Genomic DNA, 21,613 nt, shown 5'->3' on the forward strand with positions numbered 1-21,613 from the left:
CGTATCAGGCGTGGAGCGAGCCGTGAGCATCGCGGAGGAACGGCAGGGCCGTGAACAGCGGCAGGCCGGTGAACACCGGAATCGGATACCAGAACAGCGCCTCGGGCGAGGCGTACAGCGACATCACGGTGAAGACCAGCAATCCGAACGCGGCGACACGCGGGCCGATCGACGCGTCGACGCCCGCGAGCAATCCCCCGTCATCACGGGAATCACGGAAATCACGAGAATCGGCGATGACGGTGCGACGGCGACGTCGCGTCACCGACTCCGCAATCAACGCGATCGCGGCTGCCGACGGAATCCACGTGACATAGAGCGCCATCGACGTGAACGGATTGCCGGCGGCGGTGCCGGAGGCCGCCGCGACCGTGCCGGCGCCCGTGCCGCGCACCCAGTCGCGGACCGAGCGCAACGTGTCGCGCGCCCACCGCGGCCGCGCCGACGTGCCGGCGAGCGGCGCGAGGTCGCGCGCGATGGCGGCCATGCGCGCGGACCCGGCGGACGTGCCGGAGCCGCCGGTGCCGCCGCCAGCGCGGCGCACCTTGGCGGCGGTCAGATACGTGGACCACTGCTTCAGATAGCCGCCGCGCAGCAGATAGTCGGAGTCCGTGGGGTAGGCGAAATTGACGCGCGGATCCCACCATCCGCGCGTCTGGGCGGCATACGTGCGCGCGTAGACGAGCGGATGCGCGAGGCCGAGCCGCGCCCACGCGCGCACGGCCGCGAGCTTCTGCGCGGTCGTCGGACCGGGCGCGACGACGGTGCCGTCGTCGGCGCGACGCGGCTCCTTGAGCGTATGGAACGTCTCGTCGGACCGGTGCGGATTGATGGTCGTGGCGGCCTTGTCGAGATCCATGATCCCGTCCAATGCGCGGCGCTGGGCGGGGTCAATCGCGGACGGATCGTCGTGGGCGAGACGCGCGACCGGCTGCGTGACGATGCCCCAGACCTCGCGACCGGGCGATGGGGTCGCATGGGTCGCGGCGGCGGCGATCGGTGCGAACAGTCCTTGCGCGAGGAGGACGGCGACGACAAGGCAGATAGCGGCGCGAACGCGGTCGGAAAGGCGCGGCGCGGCGGTGCCGGCGGGGAGATCATCACGACGGGGCTTCCGCCCAGCGCAAACGCACAGCAATCCGATGCCGGCGCAGACGACGATGGGCAGGGCCGTGCGCTTCGACGCGACGGACGCGAACGTGAGCAACGTGAACGCGACGGCGACCGGCATGCGGCGCAACACGCGGCCGCGCGTGAGGCATGTTTCGGCGAAGATCACCGCCATCGGGAGGAAGAAGACCGTGTGGAGGGAATCCTTGCCCATCGTGGTCGAGGCGGCGACGACCACGTAACTCGTCGCGGTGTAGACGAGGCCGAGGGTGACGAGCCACAGGGGCGCGCCGAGCTTGCGGATGTAGCAGAGCATGAATGCGATGCCGGCGGCGAGGGCGAGCGCCTGCACGATCGTGTAGACGGCCTGGCCGGCGAGCGGGGAGCCGAAGACCGCGGCGCCGAGATGCCAGAAGAGCCCGAAAATCAGGGTGTCGAAGAGCGGATGCTGCGTGTAGTAGTGGTGCAGGCCCATCGCCTGGAGATACTGGGCCATCGTGTCGTCGCGCATGGCACCGGGCCACGTGAGCGCGATCCACGGCAGCCAGCACGCGACGATCAGGGCGAGATAGAGGGTGAAGCGCTCGCGCAATGCGACGGTGAAGGCCGACGGCCGGCGGTCGGCGAACCAGAGGCGGGCGGCGGCAGGCCAGGTGCGGATGATGCCGGAGCCGGCCCGCGCGACGCCGGACCGAGTCCGCGCGGCGGATGACCATGTATCCCATTCAGACACCCCACCAGTGTACGCGGCTTCACGGCGACATGGCTTCACGGCGACGCGGCTTCACGGTTGCACATCGTTCGGCGCAAGGAATCCCGGAAAACTGAGGTATCGTCCGGGAATAGTTGCGCTGAGAACCGGTCAGTGCAAGTTTTCCCGGGAAATGGGACTTTCTTCCGGGATTTATTGCGCTGAGGACCAATCAGTGCAAAGATTCCCGGACGAAGCCGCGTATTCCCGGGAATAGTCGCGCCGAAAAGCGACGGGGACGCTGTTGAGACCCCGGAGACCGGCGGCCAGAGACCGGCGGCCGGCGGATATTGGATGGCTACTGGATGGAGGCCTGCTCGCGGGCCAGGTCGAGGGCCTTGTTGAACGCGTCGGACGTCCAGCTGGCACCGGCGACCTTGTCGACCTTGAGGCCCTTGAGCGGCTTGCCGTCCACCACGCCGTTGATCGCGTTCGCGAAATCGGTCTGGTGCTTCTTCGAAATCGATGTGAACGGGTGACCGATCACCTCGACGGTCTGGACGTTCTGGTCCTTGATTGTGATGTGGACGTCGATGGAGTCCTCGCCCACCGGGCCGTACTGGCCGTTGATCGAATACGTGCCGTCCTTGTAGTTGCCGGTGTCCTTCGCGGCGGAGGAATCGCTGGAATCGGACGACGAGCCGGACGAGTCGGAGGAGTCGCCGGACTGCGACTGCTCCTCCTGCGACTTCTCGGTCTCGCCCGAATTGCCGGCGTACTGGTCGTCCATCGGCGTGGCCTTCGACTCGGCGCAGCCGGCGACGCCGCCCAGCAGCACCAGCGTCGCGGCCGTCAGCGCGACCGTCCTGACGGCCTTCCGTGTGTTGTCGTTCCTCTGTTCGTGCATATCGACCATCCTAGCCGCCGGCCGCTCAGTCCTCGCCGCCGGTCTTGGCGGCCTTGGTGGGGTCGGCGAAGCCGATGGCGGTCTCGCCGGTCTGCGCGCCCTCGACCTGCGCGCCGGTGGAGGCCGGGCGTCCGCCGGCGGCCTCGTACGCCTTGCGCGCCGCCTCGTCGTTCCACTTCTCGCCGACGAGCACGCCGTGGTTGAGCATGATTTCGCGCTGGGCGCAGCTGGCGACGAGCGCGTCATGCGTGACGACGATGATCGTCGTGCCCTGCTCGTGCAGCTGGCGGAACAGGTCGAGCACAATCTTCTCGTTCTTCTCGTCGAGGTTGCCGGTCGGCTCGTCGGCGAGGATGAGCTTCGGCTCGTTGATGAGGGCGCGCGCGATGCACACGCGCTGCTGCTCGCCGCCGGACAGCTGGCTCGGCAGATGGTGGGCGCGGTCCTTGAGGCCGACGCGCTCCAGCGCCTTCATGGCCTGGTCCTCGTCGACGACCGAATGGTAGTACTGGGCGACCATCACGTTCTCCACGGCCGTCAGATGCGGCACGAGGTAGAACTTCTGGAACACGAGGCCGATCATGTTCTTGCGCATGTCGGCGAGCTGCGAGGCGTTGAGGTCCTCGAGCTTGCGGCCTTCGAGCTTCACGGAACCCTTCGACGGGGAGTCCATGCAGCCGATCATGTTCATCAGCGTGGTCTTGCCGGAGCCGGACGAGCCGACGATCGCCAGCCATTCGCCTTCCGGCACGGTGAGGTTCAGGTCGTCCACGGCATGCAGGTCGCCGTAGATCTTCGAAATATGGTCGAGTTCAAGCAACATGGTGGTTTTCCTTACTCCTCTTACTCCTCGCGAAGCACGATGGCGGGGTCGATGCGGGTGGCGCGGTGGACGGGCGGGATGGAGGCGACGACGGCGACGAGCGCGGCGAGCACCACGGACGCGACGCCGAGCGCCCAGTTGAACGCGATCGCGCGTTCGAACACGGCGACGCACAGCCAGCTGGCGAGCCCGTATCCGATCGCGGTGCCGACGAGACCGCCGATCAGGCCGTACATCGCGGATTCGACGTAGAATTCGACGCCGATCGCGGCGGAACTCGCGCCGAGCGCCTTGCGCAGGCCGATCTCGTTGCGCCGCTGCGAGACGATCGAGCTGATGGTCGTGCCGACGCCGACGAGCGTGAGCACGAGCACGACGAGCGAGACGATCCAGAACAGGGTCTGCAGCATCGTGATGATGCGCGTGTCCGATGCGGTGATCTTCGTGACCTGCTGCGCCTTCACGTGCATCGACGTCATGTCGTTGATGCTGGCGACGAGCGCGTTCAGGTCGCTCGCACCGGACGAGTATTCGATGACGTCCACGCCGCGCTTCACGCCGGTGAGTTTGTCGACGTCGGCGTTGGTCGCGTAGATGATGGAGTCCTCGCTGCCGCCGGTGTCGACGATGCCGGCCACGCGGAACTCGGTTCCGGTGGTGTCCATGATGTCGCTGTTGACGCGGCCGTCGCGCATCTGCTGCGACGATTGCGAGGACTGGGAGGCGGCGTCGGATTCGGGGGATTCGGCGGTGGAGGCCGAAGAGGAAGAGGCGTTGTCGGAGGCGCGGTAGCCGATGGTGATCGAGCCGCCGACCTTCAAACCCATCGCGTCGGCGACGTCACGGCCGACGAGCACCTTGCCGGCGGTCGGCCAGGAGCCGTCCACCACCCAATGATGGTTGAGGTTCTTCACCTGGGCGGCGTCCACGCCGGCCATCACGTACGGCGCGGCGTTGACGCGCACGTTCTCGTAACGGTAGGCGGCGTGCTTCTGCGAGCCCTTCGCCGCGACCATCTCGGTGGTGTGCCGCACCATCGCCGCGTCGATGCCGGTGGATTTCGCATCGGAATCACCGGATGCCGACGCGGAATCGCCGGATGCCGAGGCGTCGGACTCCGTACTCGAACCGGAATCGCCGGTGGGCGTGACGATGAGGTTCGCGCCGTACGCGCGCATCTCCTGGTTCATCTGCTGCGGCACGGCGATGCAGATCATCGCCAGGCAGAACAGCGTGGCCGCGCCGACCATCGACGCGATGACCGCCATGACCGCACGCGAACGGCGGCGGAACACGGCGCTGAACAGCATCCGGAAGAACATGCCGGTATTCGTCATCGCAACCCTCCTTCACGTTCTTGGCTCCCCTTGTCAGGGGAGCTGTCGTCGGCAGACGACTGAGGGGTAGTCACCATACCACTCGTCTCTCCCCCAGTCAGCTTCGCTGACAGCCCCCTCATCAGAGGGGGCCGCATAGTTTGACGATCAGCGACCATGGAGCACCTCCGCGGGCTTGAGGCTCAGGATCGAGCGGATCGACGAGGCGCTGGCCAGCGCGACCGTGAGCGCGAGCAGCACGAACACGAGTACGAACACCATCGGACGCATCGTGATGCCGGAACCGAACACCACCTGCCCGATGATCTGCGCGACGCCCGAACCGAGTCCCGCGCCGACCACGGTGCCGAGCAGCGAGACGGTCGCCGTCTCCGCCATCATCAGGCGGGAGACCGCGCCGTCGGTCGCGCCGATCGCCTTGAGCAGCGCGAGTTCGCTGGAGCGCTCGCCGATCGACGCGACCATCAGGTTCGCGACGGCCACGGCGGCGGCGATCAAACTCAGCACCGTCATCAGGATCATCACGGCCTGCGTCTTCTGCAGGACGTTGCCCTGCAGCGCGGCGACCTGACGCACCTGCTTGGCGACGGCCCCCGGAATCACCTCTTCGATCTGGTAGGCGATCGAACTCGGGTAGGCGGTGCAGTACCAGGTCTCCCACTCGTCCTGGCTCAACGCGGCCGGATTCTTCGCGGCCTTGCGCGCCAGATCGTTCTCCGGCGTGGTGAGCGCCTTCACCTCGATCTTGTCGATCGAATCGGGCAGGTCGGCGAGCACCTGCGCGGTGGACGAGGCGATGTACAGCGAACCGTTCTCGTCGTCTCCGGAATCGTAGACGCCAGTCAGCCTGATCTTCTGCGTATGCGTCTGCCCGGACGCGGTCTTCTTGGTGAGCGTGACCGTGTCGCCGCGCTTGACGCCGAGCTGCTGCGCGAGCGTCGCGCCGATCACGCCCTGATCGGAATCGTCCTTCGGCCACGTGCCGTCGAGCGTCCACCACGAGCGCATGCCCTCGACGCCCACGACGGTGGTCTCACCGGATTCGAGCTTCAGCTTCTTGTTGAACCACGTGCCGACAATCGGCGCGGTGGCCTTGGCGCCACCGTCCGCCCCCGAGACCTCGGCGTGCACGTTGAGCTGCGGCGCGAAGTTCGTGATGTTGAATGCCCAGAAGATCGTCTTGATCTTCGCCGCGTCGGACTCCTTGAGGAACGACGTCGGGTCGGATTCGGCGGCCGCGCCGCCCGTCGCGCCCTCCGTGTTGTACAGATCGGAGACGACGGCGTCCGACTTCGGCTGCACGGTGATGTTCGAGCCGTACGTCGACAGTTCGGCGTTGAGCTTGTCGCCCACGTCGAACACGACGCCGAGCATCGCGACGCTCACCGTAGCCGACAGGCACACGGTGAGTGCGATGAGCAGCCGCCGCCGCAACTGGCGCGTGAACGACCGCGCGATCATTCGCAGAAAGAACATTGTTCCTCCTTGTTCCGTTGTTGCCTCCCTCTGACGAGGGAGACCATCTCACGTTCCACCCCGCTCCCCCTGAAGGGGGCGCATGCATAGTCACTGGAAGTGGGCGCTTAGGGCGTCCAGGTCGGCGGTGTGAATCGTGATCTTGCCGTTGCCGGTCTTGTACGGGAACGGGATCGGGTTGCATCCGCCCTTGAAGCCGATGGTCGCCAGGTTGATCGCGACCTCGCACTTCTTGCAGATGATCTTGCCGTCCTTCTCGTAGTAGCCGGCGTCGCCGCAGTTCTCGCACGCGTCGAGGCCGATGCCGTACGCGCCGCCGTTCTTCTTGATGATGATGAACCGCATCGAGGTACCGTCCTTCGCCTTGTATTCGAAGCGGTGCAGATGCCCGTCCTCGACCTGGCTGAACGGAATCGTCGCCACGCCGTCCTTCAGCGAATACGCTTCCGGCGGCGACAGCGTGATCGTGCGCGTGGTCGCGGCGACGCCCGCGGTGAGCGTCACGGTCACGCCGATCGCGGCGACGAGACTCCACACGGCCGCGGCGACGGCACGACGGCGGAACGCCTTGTGCCGTCGCACGTCGGCCTCGTTCTCGCCGTCGCGCGGTTTCGTCGGCGTGCGGAAGCCGGCGACGATCGACGCGATGGCGGGGATGACGAACACGACGCCCTGCGCGATGATCATCTGCGTGTTGTGGTTGATGGACCAGACGAGCGGCTGGAACAGGAAGTGCGGGAAGAGCAGCGAGTGCGCCTGGATGATCTGCAGCAGTCCGGTCGCGTGCTGGACGAACAGGATCGCCATCATCAGTGCGGCGGCCGCGGTGAACGCGGGCCGCACGGCGGTGTTGCGCATCGTGCGGAAGATCGCCGCGACGATGACGGACATGACGACGCCGAGCACGAAACCGAGCGCGCGCAGCAGCATCGCGGATGTGAACGCGGTCTCGCCCGGCTCCACCCAGATCGTGAGCTGGAGGATCACATCGGGCAGCGCGTAGAAGACGGTGAGCGCGATGGCGAGGGCGCCGACCGCGTTGGCCGCGTGCATGAGCGGCGCGTGTTTGCGCCAGTCCGTAGTAATCCAGTGCCCGGCGATGACGGCCACGATGGCGAGCACGTCGACGACGACGGCCACGGTGAGCACCGGCTGGTTGACGAAGGTGCGCTGGTTGATGACGGCGGTGGCCCTGAGGGCGGCGAACACGATGGCCGCGACCGTGCCGAGCAGCAGGCCGTAGAGACGCCAATGGGCGCTGAACGGTTTATCCTTGCCCTCGCCGACCGTGAGCGTCACGCTCAGGCACATGACCAGCAACGCGGGTGCCAGCGTCCCCGGCATCACCGCAACGAATTGTTCCAGCATTCGCGCCCTTTCGATTGTATGCGACTCCCTGCGATGAGGGAGCTGACCGCCATAGGCGGACTGAGGGAGAGATTACCGCAAAACGGACTGAAGCCCCCTCTGACGAGGGGGCTGTCGGCGAAGCCGACTGGGGGAGAGACCGCGGCGGCAGCCGTGATGAGAGGGAATCGGCCTTCGGCCGATACCGTGTTCTCCGCGGCTTGCGCCGCTCTTCTTCTCTCCCTCCGTCATCGCTTCGCGATGCCACCTCGTCCGCAACTGCGGACGGCCTGCGGCCGACCTCATGTCGGCTCGCCTGGCGGCTCGCACATCACCTACAAACGCCTCTGGCGTTTGCTTCACGGCGATGTCCCGTCAGAGGGAGGCATCACCGGCGAATAACGGACGTTCGCTTACGCGAACGGCTGTTCGCTTCACGGCTCGGCCACTCCGCCGTGGTGATTTCCTACGGAAATCACCACTGACGCGGAGTGTACTCCCAGTTGTCGAAGGTGACTTCGAGGGGCTCGGTCCAGAAGTGGCCCTTGACGCCGGTCTCCGGGTCGACGTGGAGCATCCAGCCCTTCTTGGCCGGGGACTCAATCGAGAGCTTCAGCTGGTAGGTGCCGGCCTTGTCGAGCTTGACGTTGGCACCGTAGTGCGGGCCGTCGGAGGCGTTCATCTGCATGAAGGTGCCGGAGGTGGCGGTGCCGCCCTCGACTTCCTTGCCGGTGGACTTGTCGATGATCGTGTAGTTGACGGTCAGGTCAGGGATGAAGTCGCCCTTGCCGTAGCCGAGCTCGGTGCCCTTCTTGTTGGCGTGGATGTCGGCCTCGAGGTGGAAGGAGGCGTCCGCGGCCTTGAGGCCCATGGAGGACGGCTCCATGTCGATCGGCTGGAAGTAGACGGCGCCGACGGTCAGCGGGCCGACTTCCTGATCCTGCTCTTCGGCGGTGCCGGACGGGCCGACCGGGACCTCTTCGAAGCCGGTGCCGGCGTCGGAGGAGGAGTCGGACTTGGTGTCGGAGGACTGCGAGGAGGAGTCCGACTTGGCGGAGGAGGTGTCGCTGGAGGAGCCGCAGGCGGCCAGCGAGAACGCCATGGAGCCGGCGAGCAGCACGCCGAGCAGGGCGGCGATCTTCTTGTTCTTCATCATTTCTCTATCCTTTTCTTGTGGGAGTGAAGGAACCCCACAACAGGGACTTCACAGCTTGTTGGTTGAATTATCGATTACTCGGGAAAGTCTTACTTGGCGGAACCGGCCTTCGCGGAACCGGCCTTCGCTGCGGACGCCTTGAGCTTGCGCTGCTTGGCGAAACCGACCACGAACAGCGCGATCACGGCGACGGCCGCGAGCACCTGCGCGACGATGCACTCGACGTACGGGTAGAAGCCGAGCCAGTCGTTCGTCGGCACGCCGTCCAGGTAGATGGCGGGCAGCAGGTCGCCTTCGATGAGCGCGTGCACGCCGCCGCCGGCGAAGACGACGACCAGCACGGACATCAGGATCGACGTGACGAGGAAGAACGGGCCGATCGGGATCTTCACGGAGGTGAAGCGGATAATCAGGAAGATGATCACCAGCACGACGGCCGCGGCGATGCCGCCCGTCCACATGCCCTTCGAATCCTGGCTCATCGAGTAGATGGACTGATAGAAAATCACGGTCTCGGCACCCTCGCGGAACACGGCGAGGAAGCTCAGCATGGCGAGTGAGACGATCGTGCCGAACGCCACCTTCTCGCCGGCCTCGACCTGTGCGGAGACGGACTTGACGGCTGCCTCGGTCTTGGTGCGGATGTAGCGGTTCCACGCCTCGACGCTCGACTTGTTGAGCATCCAGTTGCTGGTCCACAGGAGCATGCCCATGGCGATCAGGGCGCACACGCCCTCCATGATCTCCTGCTGCGGGCCGGAGCCGCCGAACAGGAGCGTGAAGATCACGGCGATGATGCCTGAGCCGGCGAGGCCGGCGACGACGCCCAGGTAGATCCACTTGGTGAAACGCTTGTTGCCGGACTTGACGAGGTAGGCGATCACGGCGGCGACGACGAGCAACGCCTCAAGACCCTCGCGGATGAGGATGAGGAACGCCTGGCCGACGGCGCTGGTGATGAACTTGGTGAAACCGCCCTCCTTGTCGGCGGCGCCGCCGTCGAGGATGCCGGCGTCCTTGACGAGCATGGCCTTGAGGTCGTCGACGAGCTTCTTCGTGGACTTGAGGTCCTTGCCCTTGTTCATCGCGGAACGGGTCATCTTGAACTGGTATTCGACCTGCGAGACGCGGTTGCCGGAGATCGCGTTCATCACGTTCTTCTCGAAACCGAGCTTCTCGTAGTACTGGTAGTACGCGTCGTTGACGAGCGTGGCGCCCTTGGCGCCATCGCCGTTCTCGTACGCCTTGTACGCGTTGTCGAGAATCGGGGTCATCTCGTTGGCCACGTCGGTCCAGGAACGGTTGCCCTTGCCCGGGTTCTTCTTCTTTTTGGCGTCGAGCTCCTTGCGCTCCTTGTCGAGCTCGGCCTGCAGGGCCTCGGCGTAGGCCTTCGGCTTGGCGAGCTGCGCGTTGCCGTCGAGCTGCTGCGCGGTGGCGTCGAGGTCGGCGACGAGCGCGGTGATCTTCTGATCGAGCTCATCGTTGTTGCCGGGCACGTAGGAGAGGTTCTGGATGTCCTGGAACGCCTGCTGCTGGGAGGTCTGCTTGTCCGCGCCAATCGTGGAGTTCACGACGGCGGTGAAGTTGGAGGCGACGTAGATCGAGTTGTACGCGGCCATGAAGTCGGAAGTCGCGCCGGACGTGTTGCCGTCCTCGTACTCCTGCTGGCCGTCCTGCAGCTGCTCGGCCATCGCCTCGGAGACCGCGGACCACGTCTTGTAGTCCGTGGCCTTGCTGGTGGCGGAGGACAGTCCGGACGAGGAGCCGGCGGCGAGCGCGGTCTGTGGGACGGCGGCGAACGGGGTCACGGCCATCGCCACGATCATCATCAACGCACCGGCGAACGCGACGAGCTTCACCGGAACGCGCTTGAGCAACGCGGACATTCCAGGGTCTTCCTCTCTAATTTCACAATCCATCAGAACGATAGAGAAAAAATTCCCGGAACAACAGTCTTGATTTTTGCGGATTATTGAGGTAGTCGGCATGCGGAGCGACGTTTTCGGGGTGGAAATCCTTGTTTCGTCACGGTTTCGGCACGTCCGCGCCGGTAAGACGCCTCCCGTTGCGTCTCACATCGCGAACTGGACATACCGCCGCCCATGTCTCATTCCATATTGCGGACCCTCCGCACCCCCTCAGTCCGGCTTCGCCGGCCAGCTCCCCCTGAAGGGGGCGCAATCCGCCATGCGTCACACGCATGACAATCCTCTTCGCGCCCCCTCTCAAGGGGGCGCAATCCACTTTGTCTCCTTCTCAGGGGGCGCAACCCACTTTGCTCCCCCTTTGAGGGGGAGCTGTCGGCCATAGGCCGACTGAGGGGGTATGACCGTCACTCTTCCATAGCCGTCACCCTTCCATACCCGTCACCCCTCCAGCACGCGCAGCACCTTGCGTTCGTCGTAGAAGGCGAAGACCACGCCGCCGATGCCGCACAATACTGCGGCGCTCACGGCGGCGATGCGGTAGCCGGCACCGGACGCCATGCCGATCGTGGAGACGCCGGTGAACAGCAGCATCGCGACGGACTGGCCCATCTTCATCGCGAATGTGCGGGCCGCGTAGAACATGCCCTGACGGTCCTGGCCGGTGGTCTTCGAGCTGGCGTCGGCGATGTTGGCGACGATCGCCTGCGGCAGGATGCCGAACGCGGCCATCGGCACCGCGCCCACGATCGACAGCAGCACGCCCTGCGCCATCGGCGGCAGGAACGCGACCGCGCCGGAGCCGAGCGCGCCGGCGAACGCGAACGCGCAGGTGAAGATCACGAACGCGACGAGCAGCAGCTGCTTCTTGCCCACACGGTTGGCGAGCAGGTTGACGGGCACGTAGAACAGCACGGAGACGCCGGTCATCAGCACGAAGTAGACGGTGGTCGTGGTCTCGGGGAGTTTCAGCAGCGAGGTCACGAAGAACGGCAGACCGGTCTGGAATGTGGTGATCGCCACCCAGTAGACGACGTCGGAGCAGACGAACTTACGGAATTCGCCGTCGCCGAACGTCTGCCGCAACGATGCGACCATCGATTCGGATGTGGGCTTCGAATCGACGTACTCCCTCTCGCGGATGGCGAGCGGCGGCACGAGCATGCACACGAACGCGACCGCCGCCATGATCGTGAACGTGACCCGAATCGCGTCGACACGGCCGAGCATCGGCACGAATCCGCCCCAGATGACGGGCGCGACGTAGGCGACGGCCGTGCCGAACACCCATGTGAACGAGATGGCGGTGGAGATGGCGAGCTGCTGTTTGGAATCGTGTCCGAGCTCGGCGATGAGCGCGTTGTACGGCGTGCAGTAGAAGGTGAGCGCGATGTAGTAGCCGATCACGGTGACGAACAGCAGGCCGCGTTCGCCCAGCTCGTGCCGTTGACCGGACTCCAGAAGACGAGCACGGTGACGAGCGCGAGCGGGAGCGCCGCGAATTTGAGGAACGGCATGCGGCGGCCGGCACGTGCGTCGCAGCGGTCGGACAGGGAGGCGACGGCCGGGTCGATGAACGCGTCGAAGAAGCGGGCGAACGCGGTGATGCCACCCACCACGGTGACGACGCCAAGCACGGCGAGCCCCTGCGGCACGAACACGGTCTGGCCTTGGGCGATGGTCTCGTTGTCCGGCTGGTAGAAGTACACGAGCCAGTTCGAGATGATGCCGGAGAGCAGCGCCCAGCCGAACTGCCCGACCGCGAACGCCCAGATCTTCGGGGCGGGCAGGTCCTTGACCCGTACAGCGTCATCCGTCATATGCAACCTCCGTGACCTCATTGACACCGCGTCAATCCTAGCATCGGGATATATCCGATCGATACGCTTCCCCCCGAGGTCAGCCCCGTTCCCCCTCAGTCCGGTCTTCGACCGGACAGCTCCCCCACATCCGTGGGGGAGCAAAGGTACATCCGTCACTTTGCGCCCCCTTCAGGGGGAGCTGGCGGCCGAAGGCCGACTGAGGGGGCACCCGGCTTGAGCTCCCCATATCCGTGGGGGAGCAAGGTTTGTCGCGCGACCGCGTCCAGCCGGCAACGACGGCTCCCCCCATATCCGTGAGGGAATCCGTGAGGGAGCAAGCCGGCGGATGGACGCCCGCAGGGGTGCGCTCCTACACTGGGACGGCATGACGTCACTTGCCGAACGTATGCCGTACACGATGGCCTTTCCGCACGCCCTGGGCACCGGAATCATCGTGCAGTCGTCCGAAACCACCGGCGACGGGCGGCGGATCGACGGGTTCATCGAACAGTATGAACGCGTGTTGTCGCGGTTCCGCGACGATTCCCTCGTATCGGCGATGCGACGCGCCGAGCGTGGCGGCACGTTCGCGTTCCCCGATTGGGCGGGGCCGCTGTTCGACCTCTACGATCTGCTGTGCGAGGCGACCGACGGCGCCATCGACCCGTGCGTCGGCGAAGACCTCATCCGCCTCGGCTACGACGCCCGCTACTCGTTCACCCTCTCCCCCGGCGCGATTCCCACCACCACGGATTCCGCCAATACGATTCCCGCCACCGTGGATTCCGCCGATAGCTCCCGCGCAATCCTCGCCCCGACCGGCCGACCCGACACGCGCGACAACACACTCAGCGCAATCCATGGCCAATCCGATACGCACGGCAGCGCACTCGGCGCAATCCATGGACGGCCGACGTGGCACGGAGACGTGACGCGCACCGGCGAACACGGCACGACGCTCGTCACCCACCGCCCGGTCGCCCTCGATTTCGGCGCCTGCGGCAAAGGCTACCTCGTCGACCTCCTCGCCGCCCGTCTCACCGACCCTTCGTCCCCAGCCCCTGCGTTCCCTTCAGAGGGAACCGGCGACCGAAATCCGACTGAAGGAGCAAACCCCACACTCGCCACCACCTCCCCCGCGCCCCCTTCAGCGGGAGCAGGCGGCCAAAGGCCGACTGAGGGAGCAACCCCCACACTCGCCACCACCTCCCCTGCGCCCCCTTCAGGGGGAGCTGTCGCGCGAAGCGCGACTGAGGGGGTCCCCGAGCCCGCGCCTATCCCTGCCTCGACCCCGACCTTCGTCATCGACGCCGGCGGCGACCTCCGCACCTGCTCCCCCGCCCCCGTCACCATCGCCCTCGAGGACCCGTCCGACGACTCCCGTGCGATCGGCACGGCGAGCGTCACCCGCGGCGCGTTCTGCGCGAGCGCGCCGAGCCGCCGCCGCTGGACCGCGCACACCCCCGACGAACGCACGACGATGACGGTCCATCATCTGCTCAACGCGGTCGACGGTCTCCCGGTCGACGACGTGGCCGCGACCTGGGTGTACGTACCGACCGCGGGCACGAATCATGATTCCCGCGGGACGGACGATACCGCGGCGCTCCCCCGCCATGCCGCGCTTCCCCTCTACCCCACCGCGCTGGCCGACGGACTGGCGACCGCGCTGTTCGTCGCCGACCCGAACACGCTGCACGCGCGGCTGACCGCGCTGCACCCCGGAATCACGTTCGAGTGCGCCGTACTCAAGGCCGACCGCACGGCCATCGTCTCCGGCGGGTTCCCCGGCACGCTGTTCACCGCATAGCCCCGCCGTCTCACGGTTTTCCACGGTTTTCGGGCAATCAGGCCCTTACGATTGCGCGGCTGCGGAACATGAGTAAGATTATTCCGGCCTGATTCGCCGAAGACGGCGGAAATCCGCGGGCGGCGACGGCAACGAGCGCGCACAATCGCGCATATCACACACGAACCGGACACAACCTCACACGGGCATACGCACGAAGGAGCGGAGATGACGAACGACCAGCAGCACGCCACCGACACCCCTGACACCACCAACACCATCGAATCCCCCGAAACCACCGCCAACACAACCGCCGAATCCCCGGCCCAGTGCACGAAGAAGGACATGCGCATCGGCATCATCGTGGCCATCGTGGTCGTGATCGCCTCGATCGCCACGTTCGCCTTCACATGGGGCGGCGGCAAGGCAAGCGCCGAATCCGTGGAGAACTGCGAGACGCAGATCGTCGCGCTCAAAGCGCATCAGGACGCGCTCAAGACCGTGAAGGCCGAGGCCGACGAAGCCGTCAAGAACGCTGACGGCAAGACCGACCCCGACCAGCTCAAGGCCGTCAAGGCCGCGCAGGCCGCCGTGGACAAGCTGGGCGACGCGCCCACCTGCCCGTCCGACGGCTCCCAGCAGGACGTGGACGAGGCGATCGCCGCGATCCGCGACTACTCGGACGATCTGCGCAACGCGACCAGCAGCCTCGACGCCGCGGCGAAGGCCCTCGGCGGCGACGCCGAGTGATCGCGCTTCCGGAATCACACGACCGAACGTGGCCGAACAGGAACCGAACGTGATGGTCGTGTGAGACCCGGAAGCGTCCAGCCGACGTTCAGCGTCCCCGTGCCATACTGGAGCCGATACAACGGACCGGACGAACCGTCACGGCCCGTAACGCCACAGAAAGCCGGGGACCACACATCACATGCTGTTGACCACGCCGCCGGGCACGCCGAGCACCACGCCGCTGGTCTCCGTCATCGTGCCCGTGTACGACACCGAGGATTACGTGCGCTACTGCGTCGACTCGATCCTCAGGCAATCGCACCCGCGGCTCGACATCATCCTCGTCGACGACGGCTCCACCGACTCAAGCGCTGCCATCCTCGACGAATACACGCTGCGCGACGACCGCGTGACCGTCATCCACCAGACGCACGCCGGCGCGGCGAAGGCACGCAACGCGGGCCTCAACGCCGCGCGCGGCGAGTGGGTGACGTTCGCCAACAGCGACGACATCCTCGACCGCCGATACGTCGAACTGCTGCTGCACGCCGCCGAACGCACCGGCGCGGACCTCGCCAAGGCACGCTGGAAGCAGTTCGGCGTCGCGCGGCTGTACGACGTGGCGGAGGCCACGGCGGAAGGCGCGCGCGAGCCGGAACGCGTGACCGTGTTCACCGACGCGCTCAAGGCGTACCAGAACGTATTCTGCAAGAGTCTGCGGCTCGTCGGCACCGAATTCGGGCGCAACACGGAAGCCCGGTATTTCAACGATTCCTGCTGGGGGCGGCTGTATCGGCGCGAACTGTGGGAGGGACTGCGGTTCCCGGAAGGCACGCGCGCGCACGTCGCGATGGTGGCGGGCGAACTGTATCTGCGCGTGCGCAAGGTCGCCGACATCGACGTGACGCTCTACCACCAGCTGCAGCATGAGGGCGACGAGCCGCCGGAACGCGAGTTCGGCTACCAGCATGATCAGGCGGTCGCAGCCGCGCACAACTTCGATCTGGCGATGGAGCACGGCGTGCTGCCGGCACGCAGCTACTACGCGATGTCGAGCGCGTGCGACGCGGAGGCGGCGGCGGATTCCGATGCGGCTGCCGACGGCGACGCGGACGATGCGACGCGCGAGGCGCATCAGGCGGCGTATCAGGACGATCTGCTCGCGTTGTCGGAGATGACCGGGCGGCTCACGCCGGCGCAGCGCGTCAAGTGCACGACCACGCAGCTGATCCGGCGGCTGGAGCATCGCGTGTACTGGATGCGCGCGGACCTGCTCAAGCGCGACCGGAAGCCGTGGACGACGGCGGACATGCACATCGACGAGGATGGAGCGGACGCGAGCGCCGGGACGGACACGGACGCCGGAACGGACGGTGCAACGGGCGCGGGCGCCGGCGACGCTACTCCACGCTCTTGAGCGCGCCGACCGGGTCGATGCGGTCGAGCACCGGCTTGGTGAGCCAGGCGACGAACTCGGCGAAGACGAGCGTCGCGAACGCAGCCGCAAGATAGCTGGTCGGGCGCAGATCCACTTCGAAATACAGGGACGGCATGCCGAGCGCCGCGGTGAGCAGACCGCCGATCCAGCGGCCGAGCGGCAGACCGACCGCCACGCCCATCCACGTGAGCACGCGCATCTCGCGGTTCACGTACTGGTGGATCTCGCGCTTGCGGAATCCGAGCACCTTGAGCGTGGCCATCTCGCGCACGCGTTCGGAGATGTTCGTATTCGCGAGCGTGAACAGCACGACCAGGCACAACGCGCCCGCCAGTCCGACGATCAGGGCGACGACCGCGCCCATCAGGTCGAAGGAGAATCCGTCGGCGAGTTCGGCGGTGCCGACCGCGCTGACGACGGCGGGGTCGTCGGCGAGCTTGTCGACGTAGGCGGTCTGGGCGGCGTCGTCTCCTTTGAGCGTCGCGTAGACGGCGTTCCAGACGGGGGTGGCGGCGGAATCACTGGAATCGGCGGAATCACCGAACAGACGCTGGTACAGTGACTCGCTCACGTACACGTCCGAACCGACGAGACTGCGCGTGACGGTGGCGACGCGCGTTCTCGCGCGCGTCAGGTCGCCGCCGCGCAGCGTGACCGTGTCGCCCGCGTGCACGCCGAGCGCATTCGCCGCGGACTGGCTGACGATCGCGCCGGAGTCGTCGAGCGTGACCTCGCCGCCGCCGGAGCGGCCGAACATGCCGCCGCTGTAGCGGTAGAGGTCGTTGTCGCTCGCCTCGCGCAGGTCAATCATCGTGTTGAGGCGCTTCAGCGACCGTTCGGGGACGACGATGAGCTGGATTGTTTCGCTGGAGGCGGGCTGGGTGGTGCCGGACGTGGCGGTGGTGCCGGTCGCGGCGGATGTCGTGGAGGTCGACAGCTCGCCGCTTTCCACGCGGATGCGCAACGTCGCGGTGGTCTTGCCGTCCTTGTCGAGCCGTGCGCGCAGGGCGGGCGCGTCGGCGTCGGCGGAGACGGCCATGAGGTCGTACCGGTAGATGCCGTCGTACTGTTTCGGGCCGATCGCGGCGACCGTGTCGTTGATGGCGAGGCCACACAGGATGAGCGCGGTGCAGCCGGCCACGCCGCCGACCGTCATCACGAGACGCGACTTGAAACGGAAGATGTTGCGTGCGGTCACCTTGTTGAGGAAGCCCATGCGGCTCCAGACCGGGCGGATGCGTTCGAGGAGGATGCGCGCGCCGGCCTTCGGGGCCTTCGGACGCATCAGCTCGGCGGGCATGTGGCGGATGTCGCGGCGGCAAGCGAATGCGGTGGCGGCGAGCACGCCGACCACGAACAGCGCGATGCCGGCCGAGCCGTACAGCCAGTCGTATTCGAGGCGCGCGCCGGGCAGCGTGTACAGGCCTTCGATCACGACGAACAGGAACGCGGGGATGCCGAGGAATCCGGCGACCAGACCGAGTCCGCCGCCGATCAGGCAGGCGAGCAGCGCGAACAGCAGATAGCGGGAGGCGACGGCGATGCCGCGGTAGCCGAGACCGAGATAGGTGCCGATGAGACCGCGGTCCTCCTCGACCATGCGGGCCATCGTGGTCAGGCTCATCAGCACGGCGACGAGCAGGAACACGACGGGGAACGCGCGGCCGATCGATTCGATCGAGGTCATGTCCGATTTGAAGGCGCTGAAGCCGCCGATGTCGGCGCGCGTGGTCACATACCAGCGAACCTGCGGGATTTGGGAGGCAACCTGTATGGTTTGGGCGTCGATCTGCTGGATCGCGGCCTCTTTCTGTGCGGTGAGGTCCGCCTGCGCCTGGTCGAGCTGGGATTGGGCCTGTTGCAATTCCGGGCTTTTCGCGATGACGGATTGCCGGACTACTGCGGGGTCGTATGCAGGTTGGGAGGAATGTTCTGCAGGTTGGGCGGAATTTCCTACAGATTGGGGCATCAACCCTGCAGATTGCGCCGCCAACCCATCAACTTGGGCGTCGAACTGCGCGCGTTGCTGGTCGAGTCGGGCTTGGGCGTCCGCGAAACGCTGTTCGGTCTCGGCGCGGGCCTTATCGAGTTTCGCCTGGGCCGCATCGGTGAGCTGTTGACGGCGGGCCTTCTCGCGCTTGGACTGGATGGTGTTCTCGATGCGGCTCGCCACCGTGCGCACGGCGGTGTCGTAGTCGTCGGAGAACGTGTCGAGGTCGGAGGTGCCGGTGACGCGCAGGCTGATTGATGTGTAGAGGTCGTCGGCGGTCTCGGAGGCGATGGCGGTGGTGCTGTCGGCCGCGTTGTCGGTCGTGTCGGTGGTCGTTTCGGTGGTCGCGTTGTCGTCTGTACCGCCCGCCAGCGCGAAGAACGCGTAGTCGTCGGAGGCGGTGGAGCGGAAGGCGTTCTTCGAAGCGTACCCGTCCGGATTGGCGAGATCCTGCGGGTCGATGACCACGCCGGTGATGGTGAGCTTCGTCTTCTTTGACTTTTCCGACTGCTCCGATGTGACGCCGAACCGACCACCGACCTTGAGGCCGCTGTCGCTGAGGAACCGCTTCGTGACGGCGATTTCGCCGGTCTTCCGCGGCAGCCGGCCCTCCGTGAGGTACGGGCGATCGAGGCCTGTCGCGGCGTCGCCGTCCACACCGCCGCCGACTCCCCCGATCTCGCGGATTACCGCGGTCTTGTCCGAACCATGCACGCTCACGGTCACTGTCTGCGAGCGCTCCGCCTGCACCGATTCCACACCGCGCACCTTGCGTAGCGCGGCCACGTCGTCGTCGGTGAGGCCCGCGGTGGAGACGACCTGGATGTCGCGCAACCCCTGCGATTCGTAGAAGCGGCCGGCGGCGAGGAACGCGTCGCGGCAGCCCGCGTAGATGCCGGTGAGCACGGCCACGCCGAGCAGGGTGATCAGCGCGATGGAGACGAACCGCTTCCACGACCGCCGCCAGCAGCGCAGCATGTCCTTGAGAAACGCCTGCGACATCACGCACCTCCTTGTCCTCTTCCATTGTCTTCGCGCCGGTCCGCGGACGCAAACGCGATCGCCGTGGGGAAACGGCATACAATACCGTGGTTGCGAACCGTCGCGCACAGCCCACAAGGTCTCCCGCGACGGGCGGACGGCGAAGCCGCCCGTGAGACACGACGTGAGATATGAGACAAGAGAGAGAAGAACATATGGCTTCCGAGAACAAGGCCGGCGACACGGCCACGAAGCCGCGCGAGACCGACGACGTGCCGGTGCCCGCGACGCTGCGCAAATCGTTGAAGAACCGCCACATCCAGCTGATCGCGCTGGGCGGCGCGATCGGCACGGGCCTGTTCTACGGCTCGAGCGAGTCGATCGCGCTGGCCGGCCCGTCGATCCTGCTCGCCTACCTGATCGGCGGTCTCGCGATCTTCATGATCGTGCGCGCACTGTCCGAGATGTCGGTCGAGGATCCGAAGGCGGGCGCGTTCAGCTACTATGCGACCCGCTACTGGTCGAAGCGCGCCGGATTCATCTCCGGCTGGAACTACTGGTTCAACTACATTCTCGTGTCGATGGTGGAGCTGGCCGTAGTGGGCAGCTTCGTCAACTACTGGTTCCCGGCGATTCCGACGTGGGTGTCGGCCGCCGTGTTCCTCGTGGTGATCTGCGCGGCGAACCTGCTCGGCGTGAGCAAGTTCGGCGAGTTCGAGTTCTGGTTCGCGATCATCAAGATCGTGGCCGTGATCGCGATGATCCTGGGCGGTCTCGCGGTGATCGTGTTCGCGCTGCCGACCGAGTCGGGCGCGAAGGCGACGTTCGCGAACTGGTTCACCGTGGGCGGCGGCTTCTTCCCGAACGGCCTGATGGGCCAGGCGAAGGACGGCTCGTGGACGGGCCTGCTGATGGCGCTCGTCGTCGTCATGTTCAGCTTCGGCGGCACCGAGCTCATCGGCATCACGGCCGGCGAGACGGAGGACCCGAAGACCACGATCCCGCGCGCCACGAACGACATCATCTGGCGTATCCTCGTGTTCTACATCGGCGCGCTCGGCGTGATCATGGCCGTGGTGCCGTGGAACCAGATCGACGGCAAGTCCAGCCCGTTCGTGCAGATCTTCGACTCGGTGGGCGTGCACGCGGCCGCCGGCATCCTCAACTTCGTGTGCCTGACCGCCGTGATGAGCGTCTACAACTCCGGTCTGTACGCGAACTCCCGCATGCTGTACTCGCTGGCGAAGCAGGGCAACGCGCCCGCCTACCTCGGCAAGCTGAACAGGCACGGCGTGCCGGTGGCCGGCGTGCTCACCTCCGCGGTGATCACCGCGATCGCCGTGGTCGTCGTGTTCGTGTGGCCCGAGTTCGCGTTCAACTACCTGATGTCGATCGCGACGATCGCCGGCATCATCAACTGGACGATGATCATGGTCACCGAGATGAAGTTCCGCCGCGTGGTCGCCGCCGGCGGCGCACCGGGCGACACCGATCTTGCGGGCAAGTCGGGTGCCGAGGCGTTGGCCGCGATCCACTTCAAGCTGCCGTTCGCGAAGGTGACGCCGTGGGTGGTGCTCGCGTTCCTCGCGCTGGTCGTGGTGCTCATGTGCTTCTCCCCCAGCTACCGCGTCGCCGTCATCGCCGGCGTGATCTGGCTCGCGATCCTCTTCGTCGCCTACCAGCTCACCCAGGCGAAAAAGTAGAATCCGCCCAGGTGATTCCGAGCGAACCAAAGTGGGGTGCCGGCAGTCATGTCGGCACCCCACTTCGTGTATTCGGCTTCGTGTATTCGGCTTCGTGTATTCGGCTTCGTGTATCCGGCCCCGCGCCGCAGCCCGGCACCGCGGCCCGACACCACATACCCGATGCGACAGCGCAGGGTTCACCGAATGCCTGCCGCGCCGCACGCCCCAGCACCATGTCGTCCAATACCGTTACGAGGGGTACATCCTCCGTCGTCTTTACACCTATCTGCGTTGCAAGGGGTATCCCAACAGGGGTGTATTGTCTCGGGGCATAGTTGACGCATGTCTTGGGGCATGGTTGACGGGGTCTCCTGGGGCATGGTTTACATGTGTGTTGGGGCATCGTTGGCACCGGGTACGGGTT

Annotated in this window: 13 protein-coding genes and 2 pseudogenes; 5 read left to right on the forward strand and 10 right to left on the reverse strand. The window is 66.2% G+C overall.

The window, feature by feature from the left end; genetic code table 11:
* Window positions 1–4 precede the first annotated feature (4 nt).
* From AC1AYD_RS08595 to AC1AYD_RS08635, 9 genes and pseudogenes are all read right to left on the reverse strand, one after another.
* The gene (locus AC1AYD_RS08595; RefSeq protein ID WP_476503000.1) at window positions 5–1,843 is read right to left on the reverse strand and encodes a DUF6020 family protein; all 1,839 of its coding nucleotides are present in this window, start codon (window positions 1,841–1,843) and stop codon (window positions 5–7) included.
* 316 nt (window positions 1,844–2,159) lie between these two features.
* Entirely contained in the window at window positions 2,160–2,708 is a 549-nt protein-coding gene (locus AC1AYD_RS08600) for an FMN-binding protein (RefSeq protein WP_476503001.1), read from the reverse strand.
* 25 nt (window positions 2,709–2,733) lie between these two features.
* Entirely contained in the window at window positions 2,734–3,531 is a 798-nt protein-coding gene (locus AC1AYD_RS08605) for an ABC transporter ATP-binding protein (protein WP_476503002.1), read from the reverse strand.
* Window positions 3,532–3,551: 20 nt separating this feature from the next.
* On the reverse strand, window positions 3,552–4,868 hold the full coding sequence (locus tag AC1AYD_RS08610) for an ABC transporter permease (RefSeq protein WP_476503003.1): 1,317 nt from the start codon (window positions 4,866–4,868) through the stop codon (window positions 3,552–3,554).
* A gap of 147 nt (window positions 4,869–5,015) precedes the next feature.
* Window positions 5,016–6,344 carry an ABC transporter permease gene (locus AC1AYD_RS08615; protein WP_476503004.1) on the reverse strand — a complete coding sequence of 443 codons (1,329 nt, stop codon included), beginning with the start codon at window positions 6,342–6,344 and terminating at the stop codon, window positions 5,016–5,018.
* Between the two features lie 90 nt (window positions 6,345–6,434).
* Window positions 6,435–7,712, reverse strand: a complete 1,278-nt coding sequence (locus AC1AYD_RS08620; protein WP_476503005.1) for a Fe-S-containing protein — start codon at window positions 7,710–7,712, stop codon at window positions 6,435–6,437.
* Between the two features lie 454 nt (window positions 7,713–8,166).
* Entirely contained in the window at window positions 8,167–8,847 is a 681-nt protein-coding gene (locus AC1AYD_RS08625; RefSeq protein WP_084686236.1) for an iron transporter, read from the reverse strand.
* An 89-nt stretch (window positions 8,848–8,936) separates the two neighbouring features.
* A complete protein-coding gene (locus AC1AYD_RS08630; protein WP_476503009.1) occupies window positions 8,937–10,676 on the reverse strand; it encodes an FTR1 family iron permease in 1,740 nt (579 codons plus the stop codon).
* 537 nt (window positions 10,677–11,213) lie between these two features.
* Window positions 11,214–12,592: pseudogene (locus tag AC1AYD_RS08635) on the reverse strand (MFS transporter).
* A 388-nt stretch (window positions 12,593–12,980) separates the two neighbouring features.
* On the opposite strand from AC1AYD_RS08635, the pseudogene AC1AYD_RS08640 reads away from it, so the two are divergent.
* The 4 genes and pseudogenes from AC1AYD_RS08640 to AC1AYD_RS08655 all read left to right on the forward strand — a co-directional run.
* Window positions 12,981–13,619: pseudogene (locus AC1AYD_RS08640) on the forward strand (FAD:protein FMN transferase); the annotation flags it as partial.
* Between the two features lie 258 nt (window positions 13,620–13,877).
* A complete protein-coding gene (locus AC1AYD_RS08645) occupies window positions 13,878–14,384 on the forward strand; it encodes an FAD:protein FMN transferase (RefSeq protein WP_476545003.1) in 507 nt (168 codons plus the stop codon).
* A 207-nt stretch (window positions 14,385–14,591) separates the two neighbouring features.
* Window positions 14,592–15,113: a hypothetical protein gene (locus AC1AYD_RS08650; protein WP_476503387.1), complete on the forward strand. Its 522-nt coding sequence runs from the start codon at window positions 14,592–14,594 to the stop codon at window positions 15,111–15,113.
* Window positions 15,114–15,294: 181 nt separating this feature from the next.
* Window positions 15,295–16,512 carry a glycosyltransferase family 2 protein gene (locus AC1AYD_RS08655; protein WP_476503386.1) on the forward strand — a complete coding sequence of 406 codons (1,218 nt, stop codon included), beginning with the start codon at window positions 15,295–15,297 and terminating at the stop codon, window positions 16,510–16,512.
* Here the strand turns inward: AC1AYD_RS08655 and AC1AYD_RS08660 are convergent.
* The gene (locus tag AC1AYD_RS08660; RefSeq protein ID WP_476545001.1) at window positions 16,496–19,525 is read right to left on the reverse strand and encodes an ABC transporter permease; all 3,030 of its coding nucleotides are present in this window, start codon (window positions 19,523–19,525) and stop codon (window positions 16,496–16,498) included. The two genes, AC1AYD_RS08655 and AC1AYD_RS08660, sit on opposite strands and share 17 nt — an antisense overlap.
* A 194-nt stretch (window positions 19,526–19,719) precedes the next feature.
* On the opposite strand from AC1AYD_RS08660, the gene AC1AYD_RS08665 reads away from it, so the two are divergent.
* Window positions 19,720–21,207, forward strand: coding sequence for an amino acid permease (locus AC1AYD_RS08665; protein WP_476503384.1), 1,488 nt, complete (start codon window positions 19,720–19,722; stop codon window positions 21,205–21,207).
* The last annotated feature ends 406 nt before the right edge of the window (window positions 21,208–21,613 follow it).

Source organism: Bifidobacterium sp. LH_426 (assembly GCF_056356875.1).